28 protein-coding genes are annotated in these 22,693 nt (G+C 69.6%); 11 read left to right on the forward strand and 17 right to left on the reverse strand.

The genetic code is table 11. The annotated features are described in order from the left end of the window. Positions 1–10 precede the first annotated feature (10 nt). The 4 genes from IE660_RS07655 to IE660_RS07670 all read right to left on the reverse strand — a co-directional run bounded on the left by IE660_RS07655 (position 11) and on the right by IE660_RS07670 (position 5,966). Entirely contained in the window at positions 11–904 is an 894-nt protein-coding gene (locus IE660_RS07655; RefSeq protein WP_203567737.1) for an aldo/keto reductase, read from the reverse strand. Between the two features lie 9 nt (positions 905–913). Then, positions 914–2,485 carry an FAD-dependent oxidoreductase gene (locus tag IE660_RS07660; RefSeq protein WP_203567738.1) on the reverse strand — a complete coding sequence of 524 codons (1,572 nt, stop codon included), beginning with the start codon at positions 2,483–2,485 and terminating at the stop codon, positions 914–916. Between the two features lie 75 nt (positions 2,486–2,560). Then, positions 2,561–4,312, reverse strand: a complete 1,752-nt coding sequence (locus IE660_RS07665; protein WP_203567739.1) for an alpha/beta hydrolase — start codon at positions 4,310–4,312, stop codon at positions 2,561–2,563. Positions 4,313–4,517: 205 nt separating this feature from the next. After that, the gene (locus IE660_RS07670) at positions 4,518–5,966 is read right to left on the reverse strand and encodes a tryptophanase (RefSeq protein WP_203567740.1); all 1,449 of its coding nucleotides are present in this window, start codon (positions 5,964–5,966) and stop codon (positions 4,518–4,520) included. A gap of 165 nt (positions 5,967–6,131) precedes the next feature. Here IE660_RS07670 and IE660_RS07675 point away from each other — a divergent pair, with 165 nt between their 5' ends. Further along, positions 6,132–6,611, forward strand: a complete 480-nt coding sequence (locus IE660_RS07675) for a cupin domain-containing protein (protein ID WP_203567741.1) — start codon at positions 6,132–6,134, stop codon at positions 6,609–6,611. A 1-nt stretch (position 6,612) separates the two neighbouring features. Here IE660_RS07675 and IE660_RS07680 read toward each other — a convergent pair whose 3' ends face one another. Next, positions 6,613–7,050: a DUF1801 domain-containing protein gene (locus tag IE660_RS07680; RefSeq protein ID WP_203567742.1), complete on the reverse strand. Its 438-nt coding sequence runs from the start codon at positions 7,048–7,050 to the stop codon at positions 6,613–6,615. A 64-nt stretch (positions 7,051–7,114) separates the two neighbouring features. Further along, entirely contained in the window at positions 7,115–7,540 is a 426-nt protein-coding gene (locus IE660_RS07685; RefSeq protein ID WP_203567743.1) for a hypothetical protein, read from the reverse strand. Between the two features lie 78 nt (positions 7,541–7,618). Between IE660_RS07685 and IE660_RS07690 the strand changes: the two genes are divergently transcribed. Then, positions 7,619–8,509 (forward strand): arginase family protein, encoded by an 891-nt coding sequence (locus tag IE660_RS07690; RefSeq protein ID WP_203567744.1) that lies wholly within the window; start codon positions 7,619–7,621, stop codon positions 8,507–8,509. Positions 8,510–8,540: 31 nt separating this feature from the next. On the opposite strand, the gene IE660_RS07695 is transcribed toward IE660_RS07690, so the two are convergent. The 4 genes from IE660_RS07695 to IE660_RS07710 all read right to left on the reverse strand — a co-directional run bounded on the left by IE660_RS07695 (position 8,541) and on the right by IE660_RS07710 (position 11,049). Then, complete coding sequence (locus IE660_RS07695) at positions 8,541–9,317, reverse strand: NAD-dependent epimerase/dehydratase family protein (protein ID WP_203567745.1); 777 nt, start codon at positions 9,315–9,317, stop codon at positions 8,541–8,543. Positions 9,318–9,447: 130 nt separating this feature from the next. Then, entirely contained in the window at positions 9,448–9,798 is a 351-nt protein-coding gene (locus IE660_RS07700) for a plasmid stabilization protein (protein ID WP_203567746.1), read from the reverse strand. Positions 9,799–9,889: 91 nt separating this feature from the next. After that, positions 9,890–10,354: a rhodanese-like domain-containing protein gene (locus IE660_RS07705; protein ID WP_203567747.1), complete on the reverse strand. Its 465-nt coding sequence runs from the start codon at positions 10,352–10,354 to the stop codon at positions 9,890–9,892. Beyond that, on the reverse strand, positions 10,351–11,049 hold the full coding sequence (locus IE660_RS07710; protein WP_203567748.1) for a PIG-L deacetylase family protein: 699 nt from the start codon (positions 11,047–11,049) through the stop codon (positions 10,351–10,353). Before IE660_RS07710 ends, IE660_RS07705 begins: the two co-directional genes overlap by 4 nt. Positions 11,050–11,261: 212 nt before the next feature. On the opposite strand from IE660_RS07710, the gene IE660_RS07715 reads away from it, so the two are divergent. From IE660_RS07715 to IE660_RS07740, 6 genes are all read left to right on the forward strand, one after another. Beyond that, positions 11,262–11,474, forward strand: a complete 213-nt coding sequence (locus IE660_RS07715) for a nucleotidyltransferase domain-containing protein (protein ID WP_203567749.1) — start codon at positions 11,262–11,264, stop codon at positions 11,472–11,474. Between the two features lie 4 nt (positions 11,475–11,478). Next, positions 11,479–11,979 (forward strand): hypothetical protein, encoded by a 501-nt coding sequence (locus tag IE660_RS07720; RefSeq protein ID WP_203567750.1) that lies wholly within the window; start codon positions 11,479–11,481, stop codon positions 11,977–11,979. Positions 11,980–12,039: 60 nt separating this feature from the next. Further along, entirely contained in the window at positions 12,040–12,897 is an 858-nt protein-coding gene (locus IE660_RS07725; protein WP_203567751.1) for a DUF3152 domain-containing protein, read from the forward strand. Positions 12,898–13,174: 277 nt separating this feature from the next. Then, complete coding sequence (locus IE660_RS07730) at positions 13,175–13,552, forward strand: YciI family protein (protein ID WP_203567752.1); 378 nt, start codon at positions 13,175–13,177, stop codon at positions 13,550–13,552. A 118-nt stretch (positions 13,553–13,670) separates the two neighbouring features. Beyond that, complete coding sequence (locus IE660_RS07735) at positions 13,671–14,519, forward strand: endonuclease/exonuclease/phosphatase family protein (protein WP_203567753.1); 849 nt, start codon at positions 13,671–13,673, stop codon at positions 14,517–14,519. Further along, entirely contained in the window at positions 14,516–15,295 is a 780-nt protein-coding gene (locus IE660_RS07740; RefSeq protein ID WP_203567754.1) for an aminoglycoside adenylyltransferase domain-containing protein, read from the forward strand. The genes IE660_RS07735 and IE660_RS07740 overlap by 4 nt, the downstream gene beginning before the upstream one ends. Here IE660_RS07740 and IE660_RS07745 read toward each other — a convergent pair. Beyond that, entirely contained in the window at positions 15,276–15,620 is a 345-nt protein-coding gene (locus IE660_RS07745; protein ID WP_203567755.1) for an L-rhamnose mutarotase, read from the reverse strand. The genes IE660_RS07740 and IE660_RS07745 overlap by 20 nt on opposite strands. Continuing rightward, on the reverse strand, positions 15,620–16,003 hold the full coding sequence (locus IE660_RS07750; RefSeq protein WP_203567756.1) for a VOC family protein: 384 nt from the start codon (positions 16,001–16,003) through the stop codon (positions 15,620–15,622). The genes IE660_RS07745 and IE660_RS07750 overlap by 1 nt, the downstream gene beginning before the upstream one ends. Positions 16,004–16,075: 72 nt before the next feature. Here IE660_RS07750 and IE660_RS07755 point away from each other — a divergent pair, with 72 nt between their 5' ends. Both IE660_RS07755 and IE660_RS15820 read left to right on the forward strand, forming a co-directional pair. Then, on the forward strand, positions 16,076–17,143 hold the full coding sequence (locus IE660_RS07755; RefSeq protein ID WP_203567757.1) for a glutathione S-transferase family protein: 1,068 nt from the start codon (positions 16,076–16,078) through the stop codon (positions 17,141–17,143). Positions 17,144–17,240: 97 nt separating this feature from the next. After that, positions 17,241–18,431 carry a transglycosylase family protein gene (locus tag IE660_RS15820; protein ID WP_203567758.1) on the forward strand — a complete coding sequence of 397 codons (1,191 nt, stop codon included), beginning with the start codon at positions 17,241–17,243 and terminating at the stop codon, positions 18,429–18,431. A 68-nt stretch (positions 18,432–18,499) separates the two neighbouring features. On the opposite strand, the gene IE660_RS07765 is transcribed toward IE660_RS15820, so the two are convergent. Then, positions 18,500–18,712 carry a hypothetical protein gene (locus IE660_RS07765; protein WP_203567759.1) on the reverse strand — a complete coding sequence of 71 codons (213 nt, stop codon included), beginning with the start codon at positions 18,710–18,712 and terminating at the stop codon, positions 18,500–18,502. Between IE660_RS07765 and IE660_RS07770 the strand changes: the two genes are divergently transcribed. Then, positions 18,705–19,121 (forward strand): hypothetical protein, encoded by a 417-nt coding sequence (locus IE660_RS07770; RefSeq protein ID WP_203567760.1) that lies wholly within the window; start codon positions 18,705–18,707, stop codon positions 19,119–19,121. The two genes, IE660_RS07765 and IE660_RS07770, sit on opposite strands and share 8 nt — an antisense overlap. 1 nt (position 19,122) lies before the next feature. Here IE660_RS07770 and IE660_RS07775 read toward each other — a convergent pair whose 3' ends face one another. The 4 genes from IE660_RS07775 to IE660_RS07790 are packed head-to-tail and all read right to left on the reverse strand — an operon-like array spanning position 19,123 to position 22,649. Next, entirely contained in the window at positions 19,123–19,698 is a 576-nt protein-coding gene (locus IE660_RS07775; RefSeq protein ID WP_203567761.1) for a GNAT family N-acetyltransferase, read from the reverse strand. Positions 19,699–19,715: 17 nt separating this feature from the next. Then, positions 19,716–20,771, reverse strand: a complete 1,056-nt coding sequence (locus IE660_RS07780; RefSeq protein WP_203567762.1) for a zinc-dependent alcohol dehydrogenase family protein — start codon at positions 20,769–20,771, stop codon at positions 19,716–19,718. Then, a complete protein-coding gene (locus IE660_RS07785) occupies positions 20,768–21,112 on the reverse strand; it encodes a thiamine-binding protein (RefSeq protein ID WP_203567763.1) in 345 nt (114 codons plus the stop codon). Before IE660_RS07785 ends, IE660_RS07780 begins: the two co-directional genes overlap by 4 nt. A gap of 58 nt (positions 21,113–21,170) precedes the next feature. Further along, a complete protein-coding gene (locus tag IE660_RS07790; protein WP_203567764.1) occupies positions 21,171–22,649 on the reverse strand; it encodes a mannitol dehydrogenase family protein in 1,479 nt (492 codons plus the stop codon). Positions 22,650–22,693 lie beyond the last annotated feature (44 nt).

A 22,693-nucleotide genomic window follows, 5' to 3' on the forward strand; every position in this document is an offset into this window, starting at 1 on the left:
GATCCTGTGCTCAGGCCTCACCGGGCCATTCGACGCCCGAGTCGTCCTTGCCGGCCTCGGCCCAGCGCTGCCGGACGTGGGTGACGACCTCCTCGGGCAGCGGGCCTCGTCCGACCACCTCGACATTGCGGCGCAGGTTGTCGAGGTTGGTCGAGCCAGTGATCGCACACGACACCCCCGGGGCGAACGCAGCGAAGCGCAGCGCCAGGTCGAGGGGCTCGAGGTCGGTCTCGTAGGCCAGCACCTGCATCCGATCCCAGTAGGTCTCGCCGTACTTGCCCTCGGGACGGGTCTGGTCCAGCCACCAGGCGTTGGCCACGGGACGCTTGGCGATCACGCCGAGACCACGCTCGGCCGCCAGCGGCAGCACGTTGCCCAAGCTCCACTGGTCAGCCACGTTGAGTGAGGTCTCCAGGCAGGCGAAGCGTCCCGACTCAGCGGCCCACTTCAGCGCGTCGTTCTCACCGCTGTAGGCCGCGAAACCGATCTTGCCCTCGGCCACCAGCTTGTCGAGTTCGTCGATCAGGCCCGGGGTCTGCAGGTCGTCCAGCGAGCACGAGTGCAGGTGCATGACGTCGATGTGGTCGGTCTTCATCCTGGTCAGCGACAGCTCCACCGCCTCACGCACGGCCTGGGCGGTCCAGTCCTCGACGCCGTCGACGCGGTGTCCGGTCTTGGAACTCAGCACGTACTCGTCGCGGCGGTCGGCGATGTAGCGGCCGATCCGCTCCTCGCTCTGGCCGTAGCAGTGGGCGGTGTCGATCAGGGTGATGCCGGCGTCGAGCACGCCGTTGAGCAGGCGTCCCACCTCGGCGTCGTCGAGTAACTTGTTGCCGATCTGGCTGGCGCCCAACCCCAGCACGCTGACCTCGAGGCCGGTTGAACCGTATGCACGTGTCTCCATGATTCGACCCTAGTCAGCGACGGCGGCGTCGGGGTCAGGCGTGTGATCGGCGGTGGCTGCCAGAGGGCGAACCGCCGGTCCCTCGAGCACGGCCCCGTCGGGGGCGAATCGCGAGCCGTGCAGGGGGCAGTCCCACGAGCGTTCGGCATCGTTCCAGCGCAGCACCCCGCCGAGGTGGGTGCACACCCCCGACACCCGGCAGGTCTCCCCGTCGACGGTGGAGACCGCCTCGGGCAACCCCCGCGCCCCGCGTCCGACCGCCCCCGCGCCCTCGGCCGGGAGATCGGTCGGCAAGGGGCGCAGTTCGGCGCGCACCCAGTCCTTGGCCAGTTCCACGGCGACCTCGGCGTTGGGGACGACCGCGCTGGACAGCCCGGCGGGCGAGATCGGGAGGTGGTCCAGCGTGGCGGCCCAGGCCAAGGGCTCCCCGGACAGACGGGCGGTGAGGTTCAACGCAGCGGCCACCGCGTTGGTCATGCCCCACTTGTTGAACCCGGTGGCCACCAGCACGCGGCCACCGGTGGCGGCCATCGGACCGACCAGCGGGAGTCGTCCCACTGCCTGGTAGTCCTGCGCCGACCAGGCGTGGATCCGTTCTGCGCCCTCGAAGTGCTCACGGGTCCAGCGGGTGAGGTCGTCCACTGCGGACGAGGTGTCGTCCCGACGTCCGGTCACGTGTCCGTTGCCGCCGACCATCAGCAGTTCGCCGCCCTCGTCGAGCGCACCGTCGCCGTCGAGTGCCCCCTTGCCCAGCGGGACGGTGCGCAGCGACCGGGTGCGGTCGTCCACGCTCAGGTACATGCCTCGGGGGATCGCTGCCGGCCCTCCGGGGACCCGGTGGCTGGTGGCGTAGGAGCGCTGCGGGACCAGGCGTGCGAAGTGCCCGCCACGGTCGAGGATCGGGGTGCCGGTGGCGAGCACCACCCGGTCGGCGGCCAGCGAGCCTTGGGTGGTGACCACCCGCACCGGTGAGCCCACTTCGACGTCGACGACTCGGGCCTGCTCGATGACGGGGACGCCGAGCGCGTCGAGTTCGGTGAGCATGGCGTCGAGCACCTCGAGCGGATGCAGTTGCGCCTGAGCAGGCAGGGTGATCGCACCCCAGACCGGGAACGGCAGTTCGGTCTCGTCGGTCCAGCCCACCTCGAGCCCGACGGCGTGTGCGGTCTGGTACTCCAGTTCGAGCCGTGCCCGGCCACGCCGGGTGGTGGCGTAGGTCCAAGCGTCGCGGCGCTGGTGCGGGATCGACTGCTCGGCGGTGAACTTCAGCAGCCAGTCCTGCCCGGCCCGGTTGGCCTCGAGGTAGGCGCGAGCCACGTCGGTCGGGTGGTGGCGGGTGATCTCGGACAACACCCGACCCTGCAGCAGCGACACCTTCGCGGTGGTGTTGCCAGTGGTCACAGCCCCGACGTGGCGGGCTTCGAGCACGGCGACCCTGGAACCCGCCCTGGCCAGCAGCAGGGCCGTGGTCAGCCCGGTCAGTCCGGCGCCGGCGACGACGACATCGAAGACCGCACCCTCGTGGAAGGGGGCATCAGGACGCGGAGGCAGTGGGTGGGTGGCGAACCAGAGGGACTCCATGGCCCATCATGATCCGCGCCAAGGGACGCGCTCACCCGTGGGGAGCCCAGCCCACCCCTGAGGGGGTCGCGTCCGTCAGCGGCGACGTCCCGGAGCGGTGCACGACTGGCCGGGGCACGGCGGGTTCGTTGGCTCCGTCAGCCCGTGGGCCCGGAAGTGATCCGAGTGCGAGCCGAACGAGTCACTGATGCGGGGCATCCAACACGCGTCGTCGTGCCCACCCGTGGGGATGATGACGATGGTGTGCGGCACGTCGCGCGCGGTCAGGCGGCTCGACATCGTCCGATGGCCGTTGGCGAAGCCGTACCAGTCCTGGGCACACACGTCGGCGTAGTAGCTGTAGGAACGCAGCAGGTCGACGTCGAGGGTGTTCGCCAGCGTGGTCGGCACGGTGTAGCCGCGCACCCCGGTGTAGCTCAGCGAGGCCATGTGGGTGGCGATGGACGAGAACAACTCCGGATGGCTCCAGCCCATCTGCCACGCGCCGTAGCCACCCATCGACACCCCGGACAGCCCGCGGAACTCGCGGTCGGCGATCGTGCGGTAGGCCTCGTCGACCGTGGGAACCATCTCGTTGATGAACATGTCGCGCCACTTCACCTCGGGGGTGTTGGAGTACCACAGCGACTCACCGTCGGGCATGATCACGATCGTCTCGGCCAGGCCGCCGGTGGTGAACAACTCGTCGAGCCTGGTGCCGAAGTCGCGCGGCTCCCACTCGCGGCTGCCGCCGTTGATGCCGTGCAGCAGGTAGACCACCGGGTACTCGCGGTCGGGGTTGAGGTGGTACGACGGCGGCAGGTACACCACGAACTCGCGCGCCGTGATCTCACCGGGCACCTCGAGGGTCGAGTCGAGGTGGTCGCGGAAGAACCGGGAGTGGTTGCCGATCTCCTTGGTGCTGTTGGTGTCGAAGACCAGGAACTCCTGCTGCCTGGGCTGGACCGCGTACTCCTCGCCACCGCGGGTGCCGGTGATGCTGCGGTTGGTGTCGACCAGCAGGCGTCCATCGGTGGTGACGATCACCTCGACTTCGCTGTCGACCAGAGTCAGGCTGCCGCCCGACTCGTCCAGCCAACCCTGCAGCCGCTCGGCGCGACGGTCCTTGTCGTGGCCGTCGTGGTTGTAGTCGACGCGCAGCGTGGACAGGTAACGCGACAGGTTGCCCGACGCCAGCGCCTGGCGCTGGGCCTCCAGCGTGCGCCTCACCGCAGCCGTGGTCTTGGCGTCGGCGGGGGTGCCGGTGATGCCGTGCACCTGCTCGCGCAGGGCGTCCTTGGAGTAGATGCCGATCGGGCCCTGGTACCAGCCGCCGCCACCGTTCATGTCGAGCATCCGCACCGCCAGCACGTTGCGTCCGCCGTAGACCGGTGCATCGGCAGGCACGGGGTAGAGCCGGCGCTCGAACCACTGGCTGTCAGCAGGGGAGAAGCTGCCCGACTTCCCGATCAGCACGCCGTTGAGGTAGGCCTCGTCCGCGTCGTCGATGTAGCCCAGCGCAGCCACCAGGTTCGCCCCGGCGGCGTTGGCCGGCAGGTCGAAGGTGATCCGGTACCAGCCGAAGCCGTCGTAGGTCGCGAACGCCGGGTGGTTGTTGTAGGGAACGGTGACCTGGTCCCAGCCGCTGTCGTCGAAGGCGGGATCGGCCCAGGCCATGTCGTCGCCGACGGTGAACCGGGCCGGGCCCTCGAGGTTGACCGCGACCGTCGTGGTCGCCTCGCCCGAGGCCGGCGCCATCGGCACCAGCAGCGTCGAGGCGGCGGCGAGCACCAGCACCGAGATGAGTGCCCACAGGCGGCGGGCCGGGGACGGGGCGACAGTGACCATGACGGGCCTTCCGATGGTGCCTCGCCATGCATGCGGTGGACGAGCCTCCTGCAGGTGGGACGAGTTGCCCCGCAGGTGTGTGGAAGAACCACCTCGCGGACGAGGGCGACAAGGGTTTCGTCGACCCTCGCACGCACCGACAGGACCCTCAACCGGTTTCCGCGATCCCGATGAACGAAGGTGGAGCCAACGTCGAGGGTTGGACTCAGAGGCTGTCGCCGAAGTCGCTGCGGAACGCGGCCACGAGCTTGTTGGCCCAGTCGCCGATCGGCTCGAGACGGCCGTAGAAGAACCGCAGGATCTCGGGCTCCTCGACGAAGTGCAGCCCACCGATCAGGTCGCGGTTCTGGTACAGCCAGTCGATCCGGTCGATCGCGTACTCGACCTGGCTGAGGGTGAACACCCGTCGGGGCAGTGCCAGGCGCACCAGTTCCATGTCGGCCATCGGCTCGACCCCGTCGGCATCGCGCTGCTCGCTGAGGGTGCCACGCTCCATGCCGCGCACGCCGGAGGCGATGTAGAGCGCCGTCGCCAGCGCACCCGCGGGGTACTCCTGCTGGCGCACGTGCGGCAGGAACCGCATGGCGTCGACGTGGGCGCCCAGGCCGCCGGCGGGGGTGATCACCGGGATGTCGCGCTTGAGCAGTTCGTTGACCATGTGGGCGATGAACTGCGGGCCCTGCCGGATCATGTCGAAGTCCATGGTCTCGTCGAGCCCGACGGTGATCGCCTCCATCTCTCGCACCGACATGCCGCCGTAGGTGAGGAAGCCCTCGAACATCGGCACCAGCCCGCGCAACTGCTTGTAGAGCGCCTCCTCGCGGATGCAGATGCCGCCGCCGCGGCCGAAACCGAGCTTGCGCGCCGAGAAGTAGATGACGTCGAAGCAGTCGGCGATCGCCCGGGTGATCTCGGGGATCGACATGTCGGCGGCCTCGCCCTCGCGGATCTTGATGAAGTAGAGGTTGTCGGCCAGCAGCGAGGCGTCCAGCACGGTGAGGATGCCGTGCTTGCGGCACAGCTCGGTGGTCTCGCGGTAGTTCTGCAGCGAGATCGGCTGACCGCCGATCAGGTTGGTGCCGGCCTCGATCCGCACGTAGCTGACGGCGTCGGCACCCCGCTCGGCGATCAGTTCGGCCAGGGCGGCCACGTCGAGGTTGCCCTTGAACGGGTGGTCGCTGGTCACCTCGAGCCCGGGCTTGGTGATCAGTTCGACCACCTCGGCACCGACATTGGTGATGTGGGCCTTGGACGTCGTGAAGTGGTAGTTCATCGGCACGACGGTGCCGGGGCGGACGAGACCCTGGGCGAGGATGTGCTCGGCGGCGCGTCCCTGGTGGGCGGGCAGGAAGTATTCCATGCCGAAGATCTCGACCAGCTTGGCGTGCAGCCGGGTGTAGGTGGCCGAGCCTGCGTAGGCGTCGTCGGCGATCAGCATGGCCGCTTGCTGTTGGTCTGACATCGCGTTCACGCCGGAGTCGGTGAGCATGTCGAGGAAGACGTCGGCGTTGCGCAGCAGGAAGGTGTTGTAACCGGCCTCGGCCATAGCCTCTCGCCGCTGCTCGATCGGGCGCAGGTTGAGCTTCTGGATGATGCGCACCTTGTGCATCTCGAGGGGGAGTTGCTGGCCTCGGAAGAACGTCACGGTCGACATCTGGGTCTCTCTCTAGCGGTGCGAGTGCTGCCTCGGAGGCAGCGTTTCACACCCCTTCGGGCCGGTAGCGCCCGTCTTGCCCGGTGAGGCGAGCTGGAGTGGGCCCGAAACCTTGCTCGGAGGAGTTGACTGGTGGGTGCACCCCTACCAGGAAGGAGGGCCGGAATGGCCATCAAGGACGTCGGCCCCGAACCGAGTTCGTTCGACCTCGAGAAGGCAACGGTCGAGAACACCAACTACCGCCACGTCGCGTGGACCGGCAAGTACCTGCAGATGACGCTGATGTCGATCGAGCCAGGCAAGTCGATCGGTCTGGAGAAGCATCCCGAGACCGACCAGTTCGTCCGTCTGGACGCCGGTCAGGGCAAGGCCGTCATGGGTCCGGAGGAGGACCAACTCGACTTCGAGCAGGAGGTCAGTGACGGGTGGGCCGTCTTCGTACCCGCGGGCATGTGGCACGACGTGATCAACACCGGGGACGAACCCATGAGGCTCTACGTGATCTACGCCCCCAGCCACCACGCCCAGGGCATCACCCAGGCCACCGCTGAGGACGCCGAGGCCGACGAGAAGTCAGGCAAGGACGAGCCGCCGGAGTGGACGGTGCAGCCCGCCCCCGACGCCGAGGACGAGTCGGCCGGCTGAGTCAGTCGGCAGCCTCGGACCGGCCCGCTCGCCACGGCCAGGTGTCGCTGGTCAGCGCGGCATAGCAGTCGGCGATGACCCGCTCGAGCACGGCCAGGTCGATCTTGTCGAGGTTGGTCAGGTAGAGGCAGCCCACCCCGCTGCGGTGCGAGCCGAGCTTCGCCAGGGCTTGGGCGTGCCGATCGATGCCATCGAGCAGGTAGATGCTGGTGGCCGCCTTGCGTGGAGCGAACCCGGCCGCAGCGGCCTCCCCGCTGTGGCCGGACTCGTAGCGGTAGCGGTAGCTGCCGAAACCGATGATCGTGCCACGCCGCTGTGCCGGCTGCCCGGTGACCCGACGGTAGATCTCGAGCAGGGTGCGGGCATCGCGCTGGCGCACGGCTGGGGTGGTGGCCTCGATCAACGCCTCGACGTCGGGATCAGGGTCGCGCTCGGTCATGGCCGCCATCATGGCGCAGTCGGGCACCCGCAGGGTGCTTCAGCTGCTCGGAAACGGGGGTGTCTCAGATGCTGCAGCCGGTGCGGGTCAGGCGCTGCAGCAGGCCCCACCCGATGATCACGACCGCCAGCCACTGCTGGCCGGGCATGGTGATGGCCATCGCAGCCAGCAGCGGATACACCCCGGCCATCACCCCGCACGATCCGCCCAGCGCCTCACTGAACGCCTGCCCGCGCGCGGGGACGAAGGTGGCCAGGCTGACCCCGCCGCCGATCGCCAGCGCACCGACCAGCCAGGGGCTGGCCGTGCCGGCCGATGCGCTCCAGTACGCCCAGCCCATGACCGCGACCAGCACGAGTGCCGCCACCACCCGACGGCGCGTCCACCAGGCGAGGTTGACCGGCCGGACCGTGCGTGGCCCCTGCTGCAGTGGGCCGACCACCCCGGTACGGGTGGCGCGGGTCAGGGCGTCGTCGGTCTGGAGGGCCATGCCGTCATGATACCCCTGGGGGTATGATCCTCCAACGCGCGGCCCCTCCGCGCCCAAGGTCAGTGGCACGATCGAGCCATGAGTGAGTCCACCCCGGTACTTCGTCTGGTGTGGCCGCAGTGGCAGGGCGCCTCACCGCAGTCGGTGGCGCCGCTGACGGCCCCGATGCCGTACGCCGCGGCCCAGCGCGGCTACAGCCTCGGCTCCCGCATCCTCGAGTTGGTCGCGCCCGTCGGCGGGGCCGACACCGTGGTCGTCCCGGTCTCGTCCGAGCAGGGCGACCTGACCGTCACCGACGGCATCTATGCCCGCAGCATCGTCCTCGACCAGTTGCGCGAGGCGCTGCGGCTGCTGGACGAGCGCAACCCCGAGCGGGTCGTCACCCTCGGCGGGGAGTGCTCGGTCAGCGTCGCCCCGTTCGCCCACCTGGCCCGGCGGTACGGCGACGACCTGGCCGTCGTCTGGGTCGACGCCCACCCCGACACCGGCATGCCCGAGGCCAGCTACGACGGCTACCACGCGATGGCGGTCTCGGTGCTGCTCGGCCATGGTGACGCCGAGTTCGTCGAGGCGCTCCCGGCCACCGTCGATGCCTCCCGGGTCGCGCTGACCGGCCTGCACGCCTGGGACGACGATCAGGAGCCCTACTTCCGGGAGTGGGGGCTGGCCACCTTCGCCCCGGACGACCTGCGCACCGACTCCGAGCCGTTGCTGACCTGGCTGCGCGGCACTGGCTGCTCGAAGGTGGCCGTGCACTTCGACGTCGACACCATCGACGGCAACGAGGTCGTGCTGGGTCTCGGCGCTGACCCCGGCGGACTGAGCAGCACCCAGGTCGTCCGGGTGATCAACGACGTCGCCGGCGCGGCCGACCTGGTCGGGCTGACCATCGCTGAGTACGTGCCACGGCAGGTGATCACGCTGGTCGAACTGCTCAAGCAGTTGCCGCTGCTCGGCGACACCCACTGAGGCGCCCCGCGCCCCGGCGGGGCCGACGCCGTCAGGAGTTCTTCGGCCAGTCGTCGGGCGAATCGGCCCCACCCTCGACCACCTGCTCGTCGGCATCGGTGAGGTCGGTCCAGGTGTCCTTGGGGCGGTAGCCCAGCTCGAGCATGGTGTTGGTCATGCTCCAACGCCGGTTCTGGTTGTCCGAGACGCCGTAGAACAGCCCGAAGGTCACCTCGGCCTCGATCGCTCGGCGGAACAACTGCTCGCAGTCGTCCTCGCTCAACCACATCGCGTGCAGCAGTTCGACGTCGGAGTCCAGCGGGTCGTCGGTCATCCAACCGATCCGCAGGGCGATGAAGTCCAAGCCGTAGTGGTCGTGGTAGTACCTGCCCAGCGCTTCGCCGAACACCTTCGACACCCCGTACAGCGAGTCCGGGCGCGGCAGTTGGTCGGGGTAGACCGGCCACTGCTCGAGCCGGTCGTACATGCCCATCGCGTGGTTGGACGAGGCGAACACCACCCGCCGCACCCCACTCTCGCGGGCCGCCTCGAGCACATTCCGCAGCCCGACGATGTTGGCCTCGAGCACGTCGTCCCAACTCGACTCGGGAGAGGCGGAACCGGCCAGGTGGATGACGGTGTCGACGCCCTCCATCAACGGCAGCACCTCGGCGTAGTCGTTGAGGTCGGCCTTGCGCAGCACCTTCTCCTGCTGGTCGGTGCGCGGGGTTCGTCCCTGCTGGACGATGTCGTAGTCAGAAGCCAGTCGCTCGACCAGCGACAGGCCGATGCCGCCAGTGGCGCCGGTGATCAGGATGCGTCGAGTCATGCTCTCCAGTCTGGACGAGGTCGCGCCGCCGTCGGGGGGGTGGGGACAATCCCACCCGTAGGGACGCACTCGTCCGTGGGATCAACAGACGACGCCCCGCGATCGGGGGCGCTCGGGGGGACTGCGCGACTCAGCCGTCGCGGCGGCCGTCGCCGTCGACGGCCTTGCGCAACTGCTCCTTGGTCATCGTCGAGCGGCCCTTGACGTTCTTCTTCTGGGCCTCGGCGTAGAGCTGGTCGCGGGTGCGTCCGCCCTTGCCCTGGTGCGACCGCAGACCGCCGCGGCGGCCCGAGGAGATGTCATCGGTCGAGGTCTTGCTGGCCGTGACTGACTCACCGGCGCGGGCCCGCTCCTTGTTGACGGTGCGTGCGGCGATCTCCTGCGCCTCGTCCTCACTGGTGCCGCGCTCGGTCAGGCCGTCCTTGATGTGCTCGTACTGGCGCTCACGCTTGGCGCTCCACTCGGTGCTCTTCTTCGGCATCACGCCTCCTGTTGGGGTGGTTCGAGGCTAGGACGAGCCCGCGCCATCGGGTCGGGCGCATGGCGCGGCACCAGCCTTCAGGGTGGTCGCATCAGCCGGTGACGACCGGGAGCCCGGCTGCCTGCCACGCGCTGATGCCGCCGGCCAGGTGGTAGGTCGAGGTGAAGCCCTGGTCGGTCATCTGTCGGACCGCGACGCCCGAGCGGTTGCCGCTTCGGCAGTAGACCGCGTAGGGCACGTCCTTGGCGAGGGCGCCGACCCGGGACGAGAAGTCCGCGGCCTCGACGTCGATGTTGATGGCGTCCTCGAGGTGGCCCTGGCCGAACTCGGCCGGGGTGTGGACGTCGAGCACGACCGTGCCCGGGGCCTTCATCGCCTCGACGAAGGTGGCCACGTCGACCTCGGCGCCGTTGGCCGGGGTGCCGTTGGCCGGGGTGCCGTTGGCTGGGGCGCCCGCGTCTGCGGTGTCCGGGGTGTCGTCGGAGCAGCCGGACAGGGTTGCGGCGGCGAACGGGCTGGCGCCCAGGGCGGCGAGCAGGGTGCGGCGGCGGATCATCGGGTCGCTTCCATGGTGGTCGTCGGTTCGGGGTCGGTCAGCCAGCGGAGCACCTCGCGCTCGCCGCACAGGTCAAGTCGTCGCCACAGCACGCTCCCGGGTACGGCTTGGCTGGCGTGCGCCATCACGGCCTTGCGCTGGGTCGTGCGGTCGACCTCGATCGTGAGGTGACAGTCGTCCTCGCGGTGGCCGAGGAACTCGACGCCGAACTCCTTGGACAGTGCGTGGGCGACCGACTCGGGAATCGTCCAGCCCAGCACCGGGAGGTCGCGGGCCGTGGCCGCCGAGAGGGCGAGTGCTGTGGCGGCGCGGTGGTCGTCGTGCCCGGTGATGCCCGAGGGGTCGAGGGTCAGCACGCCATTGGGTCGGGACTGGTCGAGCGCCCAGTCCACATCGGCGCGGGCGTCGTCTGCCACCGAGGCCAGGGCGCCGTCGGGCCACTGGCGCAGCCACGCGTTGCGCACACCCAACAGGGTTCCGGCCTCGCGCAGTTCGGCCGCCCGGATCGGGGCGAGGTCGCCGAGGTCAGCGCCCAGTGTGGAGGCCTCGCCCTGGGTGAGGCAGAGCAGGTCGACCTCGGCGCCCTGCTGCACGAAGCGGTCGATCAGCGCGCCGAGTCCGAAGGACTCGTCGTCGGGGTGCGCGACCACGACCAGCACGGTGCGCCACGCGGGGAGGGTGGTGGATCGGAACATGCGTCCACTATACCCCGGGGGGTATAAACCCGGTCGCACGGGGCCGGCTGGCTCTCGTCCTGGGGGCCGGACGGAGTCCTGTGCCTGCGGCAATCGCGGCCGATGTCCGGATCCCGGCAGGAGTTCGGGTCGGGGCTTGGGGTGGTGGCCTCGGCTGTGAACCTCTGCCCGTTTCCGGACACCGGGCGCGCGGTACCCGTGAGAATGGCGGTATGGACACGACCTGGCACCTGCCCCTGGCCCACGACGTCGCACGCCTGCTGGGTGGGCCGGTCGCGGTATACGGCTCGGTGGCCACCGGAGAGGTCGACGCCGCCAGCGACCTGGACGTGGTGGCCGTGGTCGAGCGACCCGAGGTCTGGGCTGAGGTCGCGCAACTGACGCCGCTGGGGGCGCTGGACCCACCACACCCAGACATCGCCTGACCAGGTGCTGCACCGGGTGGTGTTCGCCGACGGGCGGTGGCTCGACCTCAAGCTCGTCGCAGACGCAGGGGAGGTACCCGGCGACGGGCTCTGGGTCGACGGGTCGCTCTCGTCAGTAGACCTGCCGGATGGCGCCGCCGGCGCCCCGACGCTTCCGCAGCTGCATGCCGAGGTCGCCCAGGTGCGGTTCCTCGGGGCCTACGCGTTGGCCAAGGCCGCCCGGGATGACCAGTTGATCGGAGCGCACCTGCTGCTCGAGGCCGCGCGCGAGGTGCTGGTGCGAGGAATGCAGTTGCGTGACCGTGATCTCGGCACGACGATCCACCGCCACGGCGGACCGCGCAACCAGGTGTGGCGCGAGGTGCAACAGGGCCTCGGGCAACCCCTGCCGGAGGCGGTGGTGGCTGTGGTCGGCCAGCATGAACAGCTGGCGGCAGAGCTGTGGGATGACCATCGCGTTGACCTGAGCGGGCTCAACGGGCTCGCGCGGCGCCTCCAGGGTTGACCTCCGAGTCTGCCGGGCGCGTCAGCGTGACCTGTGGCGGCATCCGCCTAGTCTCGAGGAATGAGTGGCGCGACCCGACTGACCCTACGTGGGCGGCTGGTGCTGGTGGCCGCTGCCGTGCTGACCACGGTGGGCATGGTGTGGGGTCTGGTCAGCGCCGTGAACTGGGCCATGCCAGCTGCGCCGGCCGCCAGCCCGTCGCCGAGCGGACCAGCGCCGGTGTCGTCCGGGTCGGTGCCGCCGCCAGCCCCGTCGTCCACCCCGTCGTCCGAGCCCGAAGCGGCGCAGGCGTCGTCGGCGCTCCCCACGCCTTCAGCCACCGCGCCGAGCACGAAGAGGGCCACGCCCACCCCGACCCCCAGCCAGACCATGCTGCGCACCGGCACCGCCTCCAGCGGCAAGTACCGGACCTCGAAGATCACCCTCCCGGCGGCTGCGCGCACGAAGGTCACCCACGCCTACGTGGTGAAGGTCGAGACCACCCTGAAGCCCGCCGCTGACGAGGTCGCCCGCCAGGTGCACGCCGTGCTGAGCGATCGACGTGGATGGACCGGCCACCAGGGCCACAGCTTCGCCCTGGTCACCGCTGACGACGACCCGGAGTTCACCATCTATCTGGCGGCCCCGAAGACCGTCGACCGGCTCTGCGCGCCGGCCACCACCCGTGGCACCTGGAGTTGCCGCAACGGCTCGAGGGTGGTGCTCAACAGTGACCGCTGGCTGCACGCCACCCCGACCTGGGCGGGCCAGCCGATCGCCGACTACCGCGCCTACATGGTCAACCACGAGGTTGGGCACTACATCGGGGAGGGGCACGTCGGCTGCCCCGGGCGGGGCGACCTCGCCCCGGTGATGATGCAGCAGAGCATCCGGCTTGACGGCTGCCGGGTCAACGCCTGGCCCCAACCCGGCCGCTGACAGGTCGAGGCGGCTACCACCTGCCTGCCTGGCGACGGTCAGCCTTCCGCCAGGTGGACTGGGGGCACGCGCCCGCCGCGCGCTGCTCGCCCCCCCCGACGTCCGAAACCCGGCAGAAGTTGCGGGCGACTCGGCTTCAAGGCCCCCTTGCCGCAAGTTCTGCCGGGTTCTGGACATCACCTGTCGAATCAACCCGCGCTGCCGCGTCATCGTGATGAGGTCGAGACTCGGCCGAAGTCGGCGTACCCCCGCCGGCCTGACAGAGAGGTCCGGACTGATGACCGAGTACATGGTCGTGATCGTCGGTGACGCCGACCGCTGGTGGTCGACGATGAGCCGCCAGGAACGGATCGACGGCTACGCCGAGTACACCCGCTTCGGCGAGGAGCTCACCCGCCGCGGCCACCGGGTCACCGGAGGCGCCGAACTGCACCCCACCACCGAGGCCCGCACCGTGCAGCCGGGCGGGCAGACCGTCACCGACGGGCCCTTCGCCGAGACCGCCGAGCACGTCGGCGGCTTCTACCTGGTCGAGACCGACGACCTCGACGACCTCACCGACTGCTGCCGGATCATCGCCGCGCTCGGCGACGCCGTCGAGATCCGCCGCACGGTCACGCGTGAGGACCGCACAGCCTCGACCGCCGAGTCCTGACTGGCCTCGGTCGGGCTTGTCCGAATCCCGGCAGAAGTGTGGGGGGAGCCCCACCGAAACCCACGTACCTCGAACGTCGGCCGGGTTCCGGACACGAGGCTCCGGCAGACTGGGCGCCATGTCGTCGCTGCAGGTGATGTCGTTCAACCTCCGGGTGCCGGTGGAGTCCCACGGCCCGGGCCATCCCGACCACTGGCACGACCGCCTGCCGGCGATCGTCGAGGTGCTGCGCGAGCGTCGTCCGCACCTGGTTGGCACCCAGGAGGGCGTCTGGCCACAGCTGCGGGTGATCCTGGACGAGCTGCCCCACTACGGTCTGATCGGCACCGGACGCGACGGCGGCAGCCGGGCCGAGTACTCCGCGATCCTGTATGACCGCGAACGGTTCGACCTCGAGTCGTGGGACCAGTGGTGGCTCTCACCCACGCCGACCCACGTCGGCTCGGTCGGCTGGGGCGCCTCGTGCACCCGGATCGCGGTGATCGCCGACCTGCTCGACCGTGCGTCCGGCCAGGTGGTCACGATGGTGAACACCCACCTCGACCACGTCTCGGACGAGGCCCGCACCGAGGGCGCCCGCAGCATCGTCGACCGGCTGGGAGCCGCGACCACACCTCCGCGCGCCGCCATCGTCACCGGCGACTTCAACTGCGCCGGTGGGGCCTCCGAGGCCTGGCGCGTGCTCACCGAGGCAGGACTGGACGACACCTGGCTGGTCGCCGCCGAGCGCGAGGGTGAGGGTCTGGCCACTTTCCACGGCTACTCCGAACCCAGCGCCGACCCCGCCGGTCAGGCCCAGATTCCACCAACCCACCTGCCCGGTTCCCTCGGCCAGGCCGTCCGGATCGACTGGGTGCTGGCCAGCCCCGACTGGAAGGTCGAGCGGGCCGAACTCGTCCTCGACCGACCCGCAGGGGTCTGGCCCAGCGACCACTGGCCGCTTGCTGCGACGCTCACTCGCGCATGACCACGCCCCACCAGCAGGTGGTGGACCTGTTCGCCTCGGCGCTGGACGAGGCCTGCGGCGCTCACCTGCTGTCGCTGGGCCTGCACGGCTCGCTGGTGGTCGGTGACTTCGATTCTGAACGCAGCGACCTCGACCTGGTCGCGGTGCACGACCGCATGCCCGACGATGGTCTGCTCGAGGCCGTGCGAGGCCCCCACGAACTGGTCGAGCGCACCCATCCCGACTGGGAGGGCCGCATCGAGGTCGACCACGTCTCGCCCGACCTGGTCGCCTCTGTCATCGCCGGAACGCCGCGCGGACACCTGGTCAGGATCAGTCCTGGTGAGCCGCTGCACCTGGTCGAGACCAGCCGCCACTACGTGCTCAACTGGCACTCCGCGCAGCAGGCCAGCGCGGTCCGCCCCGACATCGCCACCATCCTCGGACGACCTGTCGCCGAGGTCACCGAGCCGATCCGCGAGGCGCTGGCGCAGGCGGTGGTGGCCGACCACCTGCGCAACTGGACCGAGTGGGTCGACGAGATGACCACCCCTGGCGGGCAGGCCTACGCGGTGCTGGCGATCTGCCGCGCGGTGGCCCGGCTCGAGACCGGGGTGCAGTTGTCGAAGCTTGCTGCCGGACGATGGGCGCTCGACCGTTTCCCGGGCCGGCGCGACCTGCTCGAGTGGGCGATCACCACCCATGTGTTCCGCGGTCCCGAGGTGGGCGATCGGGCAGCGGAACTGGCCGACTTCGTCCAGCAGGCCAACGACGAGGTCAGTCCGGCAGGGCGCTGAGCTGGTCGTCCAGGTTGAACACCTCGTCCAACCGCTGGAAGCCGGTGTCGGGCCGTCCGCCGTCGAGGCCCTCGAAGAACTCGCCCATCTCCGCCTCCCAGCGGGCGCTGACCTCGCTGGCGAGCATCGCCGCCTGGGTGTCGGCCATCGAGTCGGTCTCGTAGTAACCGATCAGCAGCCCGTCAGGACGCAGGAAAAGCGAGTAGTTGCGATAGCCGGCCGCCTCGATCGCCTGCAGCATCTCGAGCCAGACCGCCCGGTGCCGGGCGACGTACTCGTCCAACCGGTCGGCACGCACCTGCAACTGGAAGCAGACCCGCTCCATCAGCCCACCTCGGGCCCGTTGAGCATCCAGCGGAAGCCGAACGGGTCGCGCAGCACCGCGATCCGGCCGTGGCCGGTGTCGCCGGGGCGTCGGTCGACCACCGCACCTGCAGCCTCGGCAGCCTCGACGGCATGGTTGCAGTCGTCGACGTCGAGCACCAGGGTGGCGGCCGCCCCTCGATCAAGGGCCGGGGCCTGCACCCACAGTTCGGGGTGTTCGTCCGACATCATCACCCGCGCGCCGTGCACGCTGATCTCGGCGTGCCCGACTCGTCCGTCGGGCGAGGTCATCGGCTCGACCAGCACCTGAGCGTCGAACGCCCGGCGGTACCAGTCGATCGCGGCGCGGGTGTCGGTCTGGGCGATGTAGGGCGTGATCGGCATGTGCCCCACCCTAGAAGGCGGGAGCGGGCCAGCGCGGCGAAGTCGACCGGCCCGGCGCGGTAAGCTAGTTGAATGAGCAACGAACAGGTCAGGGATCAGCAGGCCGGGAGCGAGCAGGCCGGGCACGGCCAGGGCGGTGTCTACTCCAGCAAGGGCAAGGAGTACACCCGCGACACCCGCTACATCGAGACCCGCATCGTCGCCAATCCCACCCCCGGTGCCGACGAGTACCCGGTCGAACCCGGCCGCTACCGCCTGGTCGCCGCCCGCGCCTGCCCGTGGGCCAACCGCACCCTGATCGTGCGCCGTCTGCTCGGCCTCGAGGACGTGCTCTCGGTCGGCATGCCCGGCCCGACCCACGACGCCGACTCGTGGACCTTCGACCTCGACCCCGACGGCGTCGACCCGGTGCTCGGCATCCCCAGGATCAAGGACGCCTACCTCAAGCGGTTCCCCGACTACACCCGCGGCATCACCGTGCCCGCGATCGTCGACGTGCCCACCGGCGAGGTGGTCACCAACGACTTCGCCCAGATCACCGAGGACCTCTACTTCGAGTGGAAGCAGTACCACCGTGAGGGCGCCCCGAACCTGTGGCCCGACGACCTGCGTGACGAGATGGAGCAGGTCATGAAGCGGATCTTCACCGAGGTGAACAACGGCGTCTACCGCTGCGGGTTCGCCGGCAGCCAGGAGGCCTATGACGCCGCCTACGACCGGTTGTTCACCGCCTTGGACTGGCTCGAGGAGCGCCTGGCTGACCGCCGCTTCCTGATGGGGGAGTCGATCACCGAGGCCGACGTGCGGCTGTTCACCACGCTCGTGCGCTTCGACGCCGTCTACCACGGCCACTTCAAGTGCAACAGGACGAAGTTGGTCGAGATGCCCAACCTGTGGGGCTACCTGCGCGACCTCTACCAGACCCCCGGCTTCGGTGACACCGTCGACCTGGTGCAGATCAAGCAGCACTACTACATCGTCCACACCGACCTGAACCCGCTGCAGATCGTGCCGAAGGGCCCCGACCTGTCCGCGCTGACCTCGCCCCATGGACGCGACGTACTGGGTGGTCGTCAGTTCGGTGACGGCACCCCGCCGGGACCGGTGCGCGCCGGGGAGGAAGTGCCCAACCCGCTGTGAGGGTGGGATTCCTGAGTTCCTCTCAGGTTTCTTTTGGGATTCTCTCAACCATCATTTAGTGTTGAAGGGTTCCTGACACGAAACCCCAAGGACAGACGTGACTCGAAAGATCTCCACCGCCGCCAAGATCGCGCTCTCCGGCGCCCTGGCAGCGGGCCTGACGGCCGCCGGCGTCGGCGTCACCACGGTGTATGCCACCGACCAGGTGACGATCACCGTGGACGGCCAGGCAACGACCACCAAGACGCGTGCGAACAGCGTCCAAGCCGTGCTCGAGCAGCAGGGCATCACCGTTGGAGAGCACGACGAAGTGGCTCCCGGCCTCACCACCAAGATCGACGAGGGCACCCAGATCTCGGTCCGCTACGGTCGTCCGGTCACGCTGACCGTCGACGGCAGGACCACCACCCGCTGGACCACCGCCACCACGCTGCAGGACGCGCTGGCCCAGTTCGAGTTGGACGATGCCGACTCAGTGCTGTCGACCAGCCGTTCGGCCGCGCTCGGTCGCCAGGGCATGACCGTGGTGATCACCACCGCCAAGGAGGTCACCGTCAAGACCGCCCAGGGCGACAAGGTCGTCAGCGTCACCGGTACCGTCGGCGACGCGCTGGCTGAGCTGGGCATCAAGCCGATCAAGGACGACACCGTCACCCTGGTCGGCTCGACGGCCGCCCTGCCGCTGACCACCGAGGTCACCGAGGGCATGCAGGTGCACTACCAGGTCAAGCGCCACCGTCCCTACATCGTCACCAAGGCCGTCGCCCACAAGACCGTGACCAAGAAGGACGCCACGCTCGCCAAGGGCACCACCAAGGTCGCCACCAAGGGTGTTGACGGCAAGCAGGAGACCCTGCGCATCGAGCGCTTCGTCGACGGCAAGAAGGTCTCGGACGAGGTCGTCAAGGTCACCGTCACCAAGAAGCCGGTGACCGAGGTCGTCCTGATCGGCACCTACGAGGCCCCCAAGAAGAAGACCGTCACCTCGACGCCGTCCTCGTCGTCCAGCTCATCGAGCTCGACCCGGACCCCGTCGAAGACCACCGCCTCGGGCAGCGTCTGGGACCGTCTGGCCCAGTGTGAGTCCGGCGGCAACTGGGCCATCAACACCGGCAACGGCTACTACGGCGGCCTGCAGTTCAGCCTGAGCACCTGGCGCGCCTACGGCGGTCAGGGCATGCCCCACCAGAACTCGCGCGAGCAGCAGATCGCCATCGCCGAGCGCGTGCTGGCCGGGCAGGGCTGGGGCGCATGGCCCGCCTGCACCCTGAAGCTGGGTCTGCGCTGACCCGAAACTGAAGCTCCTGACACAGGGCGTCCACCTCCGGGTGGGCGCCCTGAGTTTGTTTACGGGGCTCAGTTGCAGGCGTCGACCAACCAGGTCGTCCCCTCGCGCACCCACGGCTCACCCTGCGGGCTGAAGCTCGCCCCGCTGCCGGTGACGGTGTAGTTCACGAACGCCCGCGAGCCGATCACCTGCGTGCCGATGCCGCTGACCGACGGGGTGGTCCCACCGAAGCGGCTCGCTGCGGTGCGCGACGCCTGGGCAAAGCTGTCGCGGGTGAACACCTGGCGACAGCGGCTGCTCAACATCGGCCAGGCCGCGTCTGAGCGTCCCGAGTGGAAGGCGACGGCCCACGTGGCCACGCGGGCCTTGAGCGAGTTCCGATCAACCGTCGGCGTCCGCGTCGTGGTACGGCTCGGGGTGGCCGAGGGCGTCGGGGTCGGGGTGGACGCACTCGGGCTGGGGCTGCTCACCCGCACGCTCGGAGTGGGGGTCGGGGTCGGCGTGGCACTGGTCGGCGTCGGGGTGGCGCTGGAAGGGGCCGTGCTCGACGGGGCGCTGGTGGAGGCCGTGGTCACCGGAGCCGGCGCGCTGGTCGGCGGCGGGGCAGGCTGGTCGTTGGAGCACGAGACCAGCAGCGCCGCGGCCGAGATCGTCGCGACTGCGGCCGTGGCCAGGGTGCGGCGAGAGTGAGTCACCCCTCGAGGCTACCTGCGTCTGGGCGCCACATCCGCTGCATGGGCTTGTGGTGCCAGATCGGTCCGGTCGGAACCACCTCGCCGTGGAACTCGAAGCGGTTGCGCTGGTAGAAGCGATGGGCGCGGGGATTGTCCTTCATCACCCACAGGTAGGCGCCTTCGTCCGGGGGAAGGGCGGTGTCCATCAACTGCTGTGCCAGACCCGATCCGTGGACGCGGGGCAGCGTGTACAGCTGGCAGAGCTGGCGCGTCACCGGGGGCTCGGGGTAGCCGAGCCTGATCTCCCACTCCTCCATGCCGCGGGCCAGAGTGCACATGCCGAGGATGGCACCGTCTGGATCCGTGGCGAACCAGAAGTCGTGGCTGGGGGTGCGCCCCACTTCCAGTTCGGCGGTGCTGGACGCGATCGCGCCGCGGTAGTGGGAGATGCGCTCATCGTGGCCCTCCCGAAGATGGACGAAGAAGGTCTCGGGCATGAAGTGGGCATAGGCGTGCTCCATCGAGGCCAGTTGGCAGTCGGCATAGCCCTCGGCGTCCTCGGGGCGAGCGCGACGTATGGTCCAATCGGTCAAGGCCAAGTCCTGTGTGCTCAGTCGAAGGTGATGCAGATCTTGCCGCCCTCACCGCGATCGGCCAGGTCGTAGGCCCGAGCGGCCTCTGACAAGGGCAGACGGTGGGTCACGACGACCTCGGGATGCAGGTTCCAGCGCACCAGGTTCTCGAGCAGCTCCTCGGTGTGCAGCAGCGAGGTGACCCACGAGCCGTGCAGCGTCACCTGCTTGTGGATCAACAGGTCCGAGACGGCGAAGCTGACCTCGCCACCCTCGCCGACGAAGACGCACCGCCCCCAGGCGCGGGTGTTGCGCAGGGCGGCGTGGCGAGCCCCGGCGTTGCCCGAGCAGTCGACAGCCACCTCACAACCCTCGCCGTCAGTGGCCCCGGCCACCGCCTCGTCCACGTCGTCGGGGGAGACCGCGACGTCGACCAAGCCAAGGTCGAGGGCTGCTGCCCGGCGGGTCTGGGAGACGTCGGTGCCGATCACGGTGGTGGCGCCCAGAGCTCGTCCCAGCATGGCGGCGGCCAGCCCGACCGGTCCGAGTCCGGTGACCAGCAGCTTGTCGCGTCCACTCACCTTGGCCCGCAGCAGGGCCTCGTAGGCGGTGCCGAAGCCGCACGAGACCAGCGCCCCGTCGACGTAGGTGAGGGGCTCGGGCAGCAGGACGCAGCTGGCCTCCTCGGCGAGCAGGTAGTCGGCGTGGCCACCGTCGCGCTGCCAGCCGTGCGCCGCCCGGAAGGCGGAGTGGCAGCCAACCTCGTAGCCGCGGCGGCACTGCTCGCACATACCGCAGCCGGCGATGTGGTAGATCACCACGCGGTCGCCGACCGCCAGGCGACGGGTACCCTCGCCGAGTTCGACGACCTGCCCGCAGGGTTCGTGGCCGGCGATCACGCCCTGGTAGCCCTCGGGTCCCTTGCCCAGGTGCTCGCGGTAGATGGCGCGGATGTCGCTGCCGCAGATCGAACTGGCCTTCATCTTGATCAGCACCTGGCCAGGACCTGGCGTGGGCACGGGCGCCGTGACGTGTTCGACGGTGCTGTTGCCGGGCAGCTTCACGCCAGCCATCGTGGTGGGGCGGGTGGTCATCGGTTCGTCCTCTCTGCCAGGGCCTGTTCGAGTCGCTCGACCTTGCCGGTGATCTCTCCGGTGTGACCGGGTCGAATGTCGGCCTTGAGCACCAATGAGGTGCGGCTGCCGAACTCGGCCATCGCGTCACAACAGGCCCTGACCACGGCCATGCACTCGTCCCACTCACCCTCGATCGTGGTGAACATCGAGTCGGTGCGGTGGGGCAGGCCGCTGGCCCGGATGATCTCGACGGCGGCTGCCACGGCGTCGTGGACGCTGGCGTCGTCAGGGCGGTCGCTCGGCCGGCCAGATGCGGACGCGGGGCGGCCCGAGGGGGCCACGGAGAAGGCGACGAGCATGTCGCCAGTCTGCCACTGGGGTTGCTGGCTGGGGGCAGCGGGTGTGGGCCCGCGCGGCTCAGGCCATGAACGCTTCGAGGGTGGCCCGGGCGCCCGTCGTCCGCAGTGAGCTCAGGTGCCGGGTGTAGGCCTCGACGAAGCGCGGGTCATCGACCAGGTCGCCGAAGTAGTCACGCATGCGCAGGAACTCCAGCGGGTCGTCCTTGCTGGCGGCAGCGGCAGCCATCACCCGGTCTCGGTCGTTGTCGACCACCTCGATCGGCTCGCCCTGCTCGTCGGTGCCCTCGGCGTAGCGCGCCCAGGAGGCGACCACCAGCGCCGAGGCCTCGATCTCGCCACCCGACAAGACATTGGCCCGGATCACCGGCACCAGGAACTTCGGGATCCGGTCGGAGGTCTCGGTCGCCAGTCTTGCCAGGGTGTCGCGCACCGCAGGGCTGGCGAAGCGATCGACCAGTTCATGGCGGTAGGCGTCGAGGTCGACCCCGGGAACCTCGGGCAGGGTCGGGGTGGCCTCACGCTCCATGTAGCGCAGCAGGAAGTCGCGATAGATCGGCTGCTGGCAGACCTCGTGGGCGTAGCGGTGCCCGTCGAGGTGACCGAGGTAGGCGAAGGCCTGGTGACTGGCGTTGAGCAGTCGCAGCTTCATCAACTCGTAGGGCAGCACGTCGTCGACCATTTGGGCGCCGACGTCCTCCCAGCGGGGCCGGCCTGCCGGGAAGTGGTCCTCGATCACCCACTGGGTGAACGGCTCGCAGAACACCGGCCAGGCGTCGTCGACACCGAAGGTCTCGAGCAGCAGGGCCCGGTCGTCGTCGGTGGTCATCGGGGTGATCCGGTCGACCATGGCGTTGGGGAAGGCGACGGTGCGCTCGATCCAGTCGGCCAGGTCGGAGTCGATCAGCCGGGCGAAGCTCACCAAGGTCGAGCGGGCCACGTCGCCGTTGCCGGGCAGGTTGTCACACGACTGCACGGTGAACGGATTGACCCCGGCGACCCGACGCGCGGCCAGGGCGGCGACGATGAAGCCGAAGGCCGTGCGTGGGGTGGCCCCGGGCACCAGATCGGCCTGGATGGAGGGGTGGTCGGCCTGGAACTTGCCGGTGACCTGGTCGACCGGGTAGCCACCTTCGGTGATGGTCAGCGACACGATCCTGGTGGCCGGGTCGGCCATCCTCGCGACGACGGCTGACGGGTCGTCAGGGGCGAACAGCATCTGGGTCATCGAGCCGATCAGTCGGGGTTCGAGGCGGCCGTCGGGGTGCTTGAGCACCAGGGTGTAGAGGCAGTCCTGGCTGGTCATGGCGTCGAAGATGCGGCGGTCGTGGGGCAGCGCGGCCACGCCGCAGATGCCGAAGTCGAGGGCCTCGCCCTGGTTGAGCAGACGGTCGAGGTACATCGCCTGGTGCGCCCGGAAGAAGCCACCGACCCCGATGTGCACGATGCCCGTGGTCACCCCCGAGCGGTCGTAGTCGGGTACGGCGACGCCGGCTTCGGCGATCTGCTGCAGGGTCTGGGTGGAGGGCTGGACTGCCATGGCTGCTCCTGTCGTCAGTCCCACGCTACGCAGCCCGTGGGGTG

This window comes from Aestuariimicrobium ganziense, from assembly GCF_015352975.1.
GTDB lineage: Bacteria > Actinomycetota > Actinomycetes > Propionibacteriales > Propionibacteriaceae > Aestuariimicrobium > Aestuariimicrobium ganziense.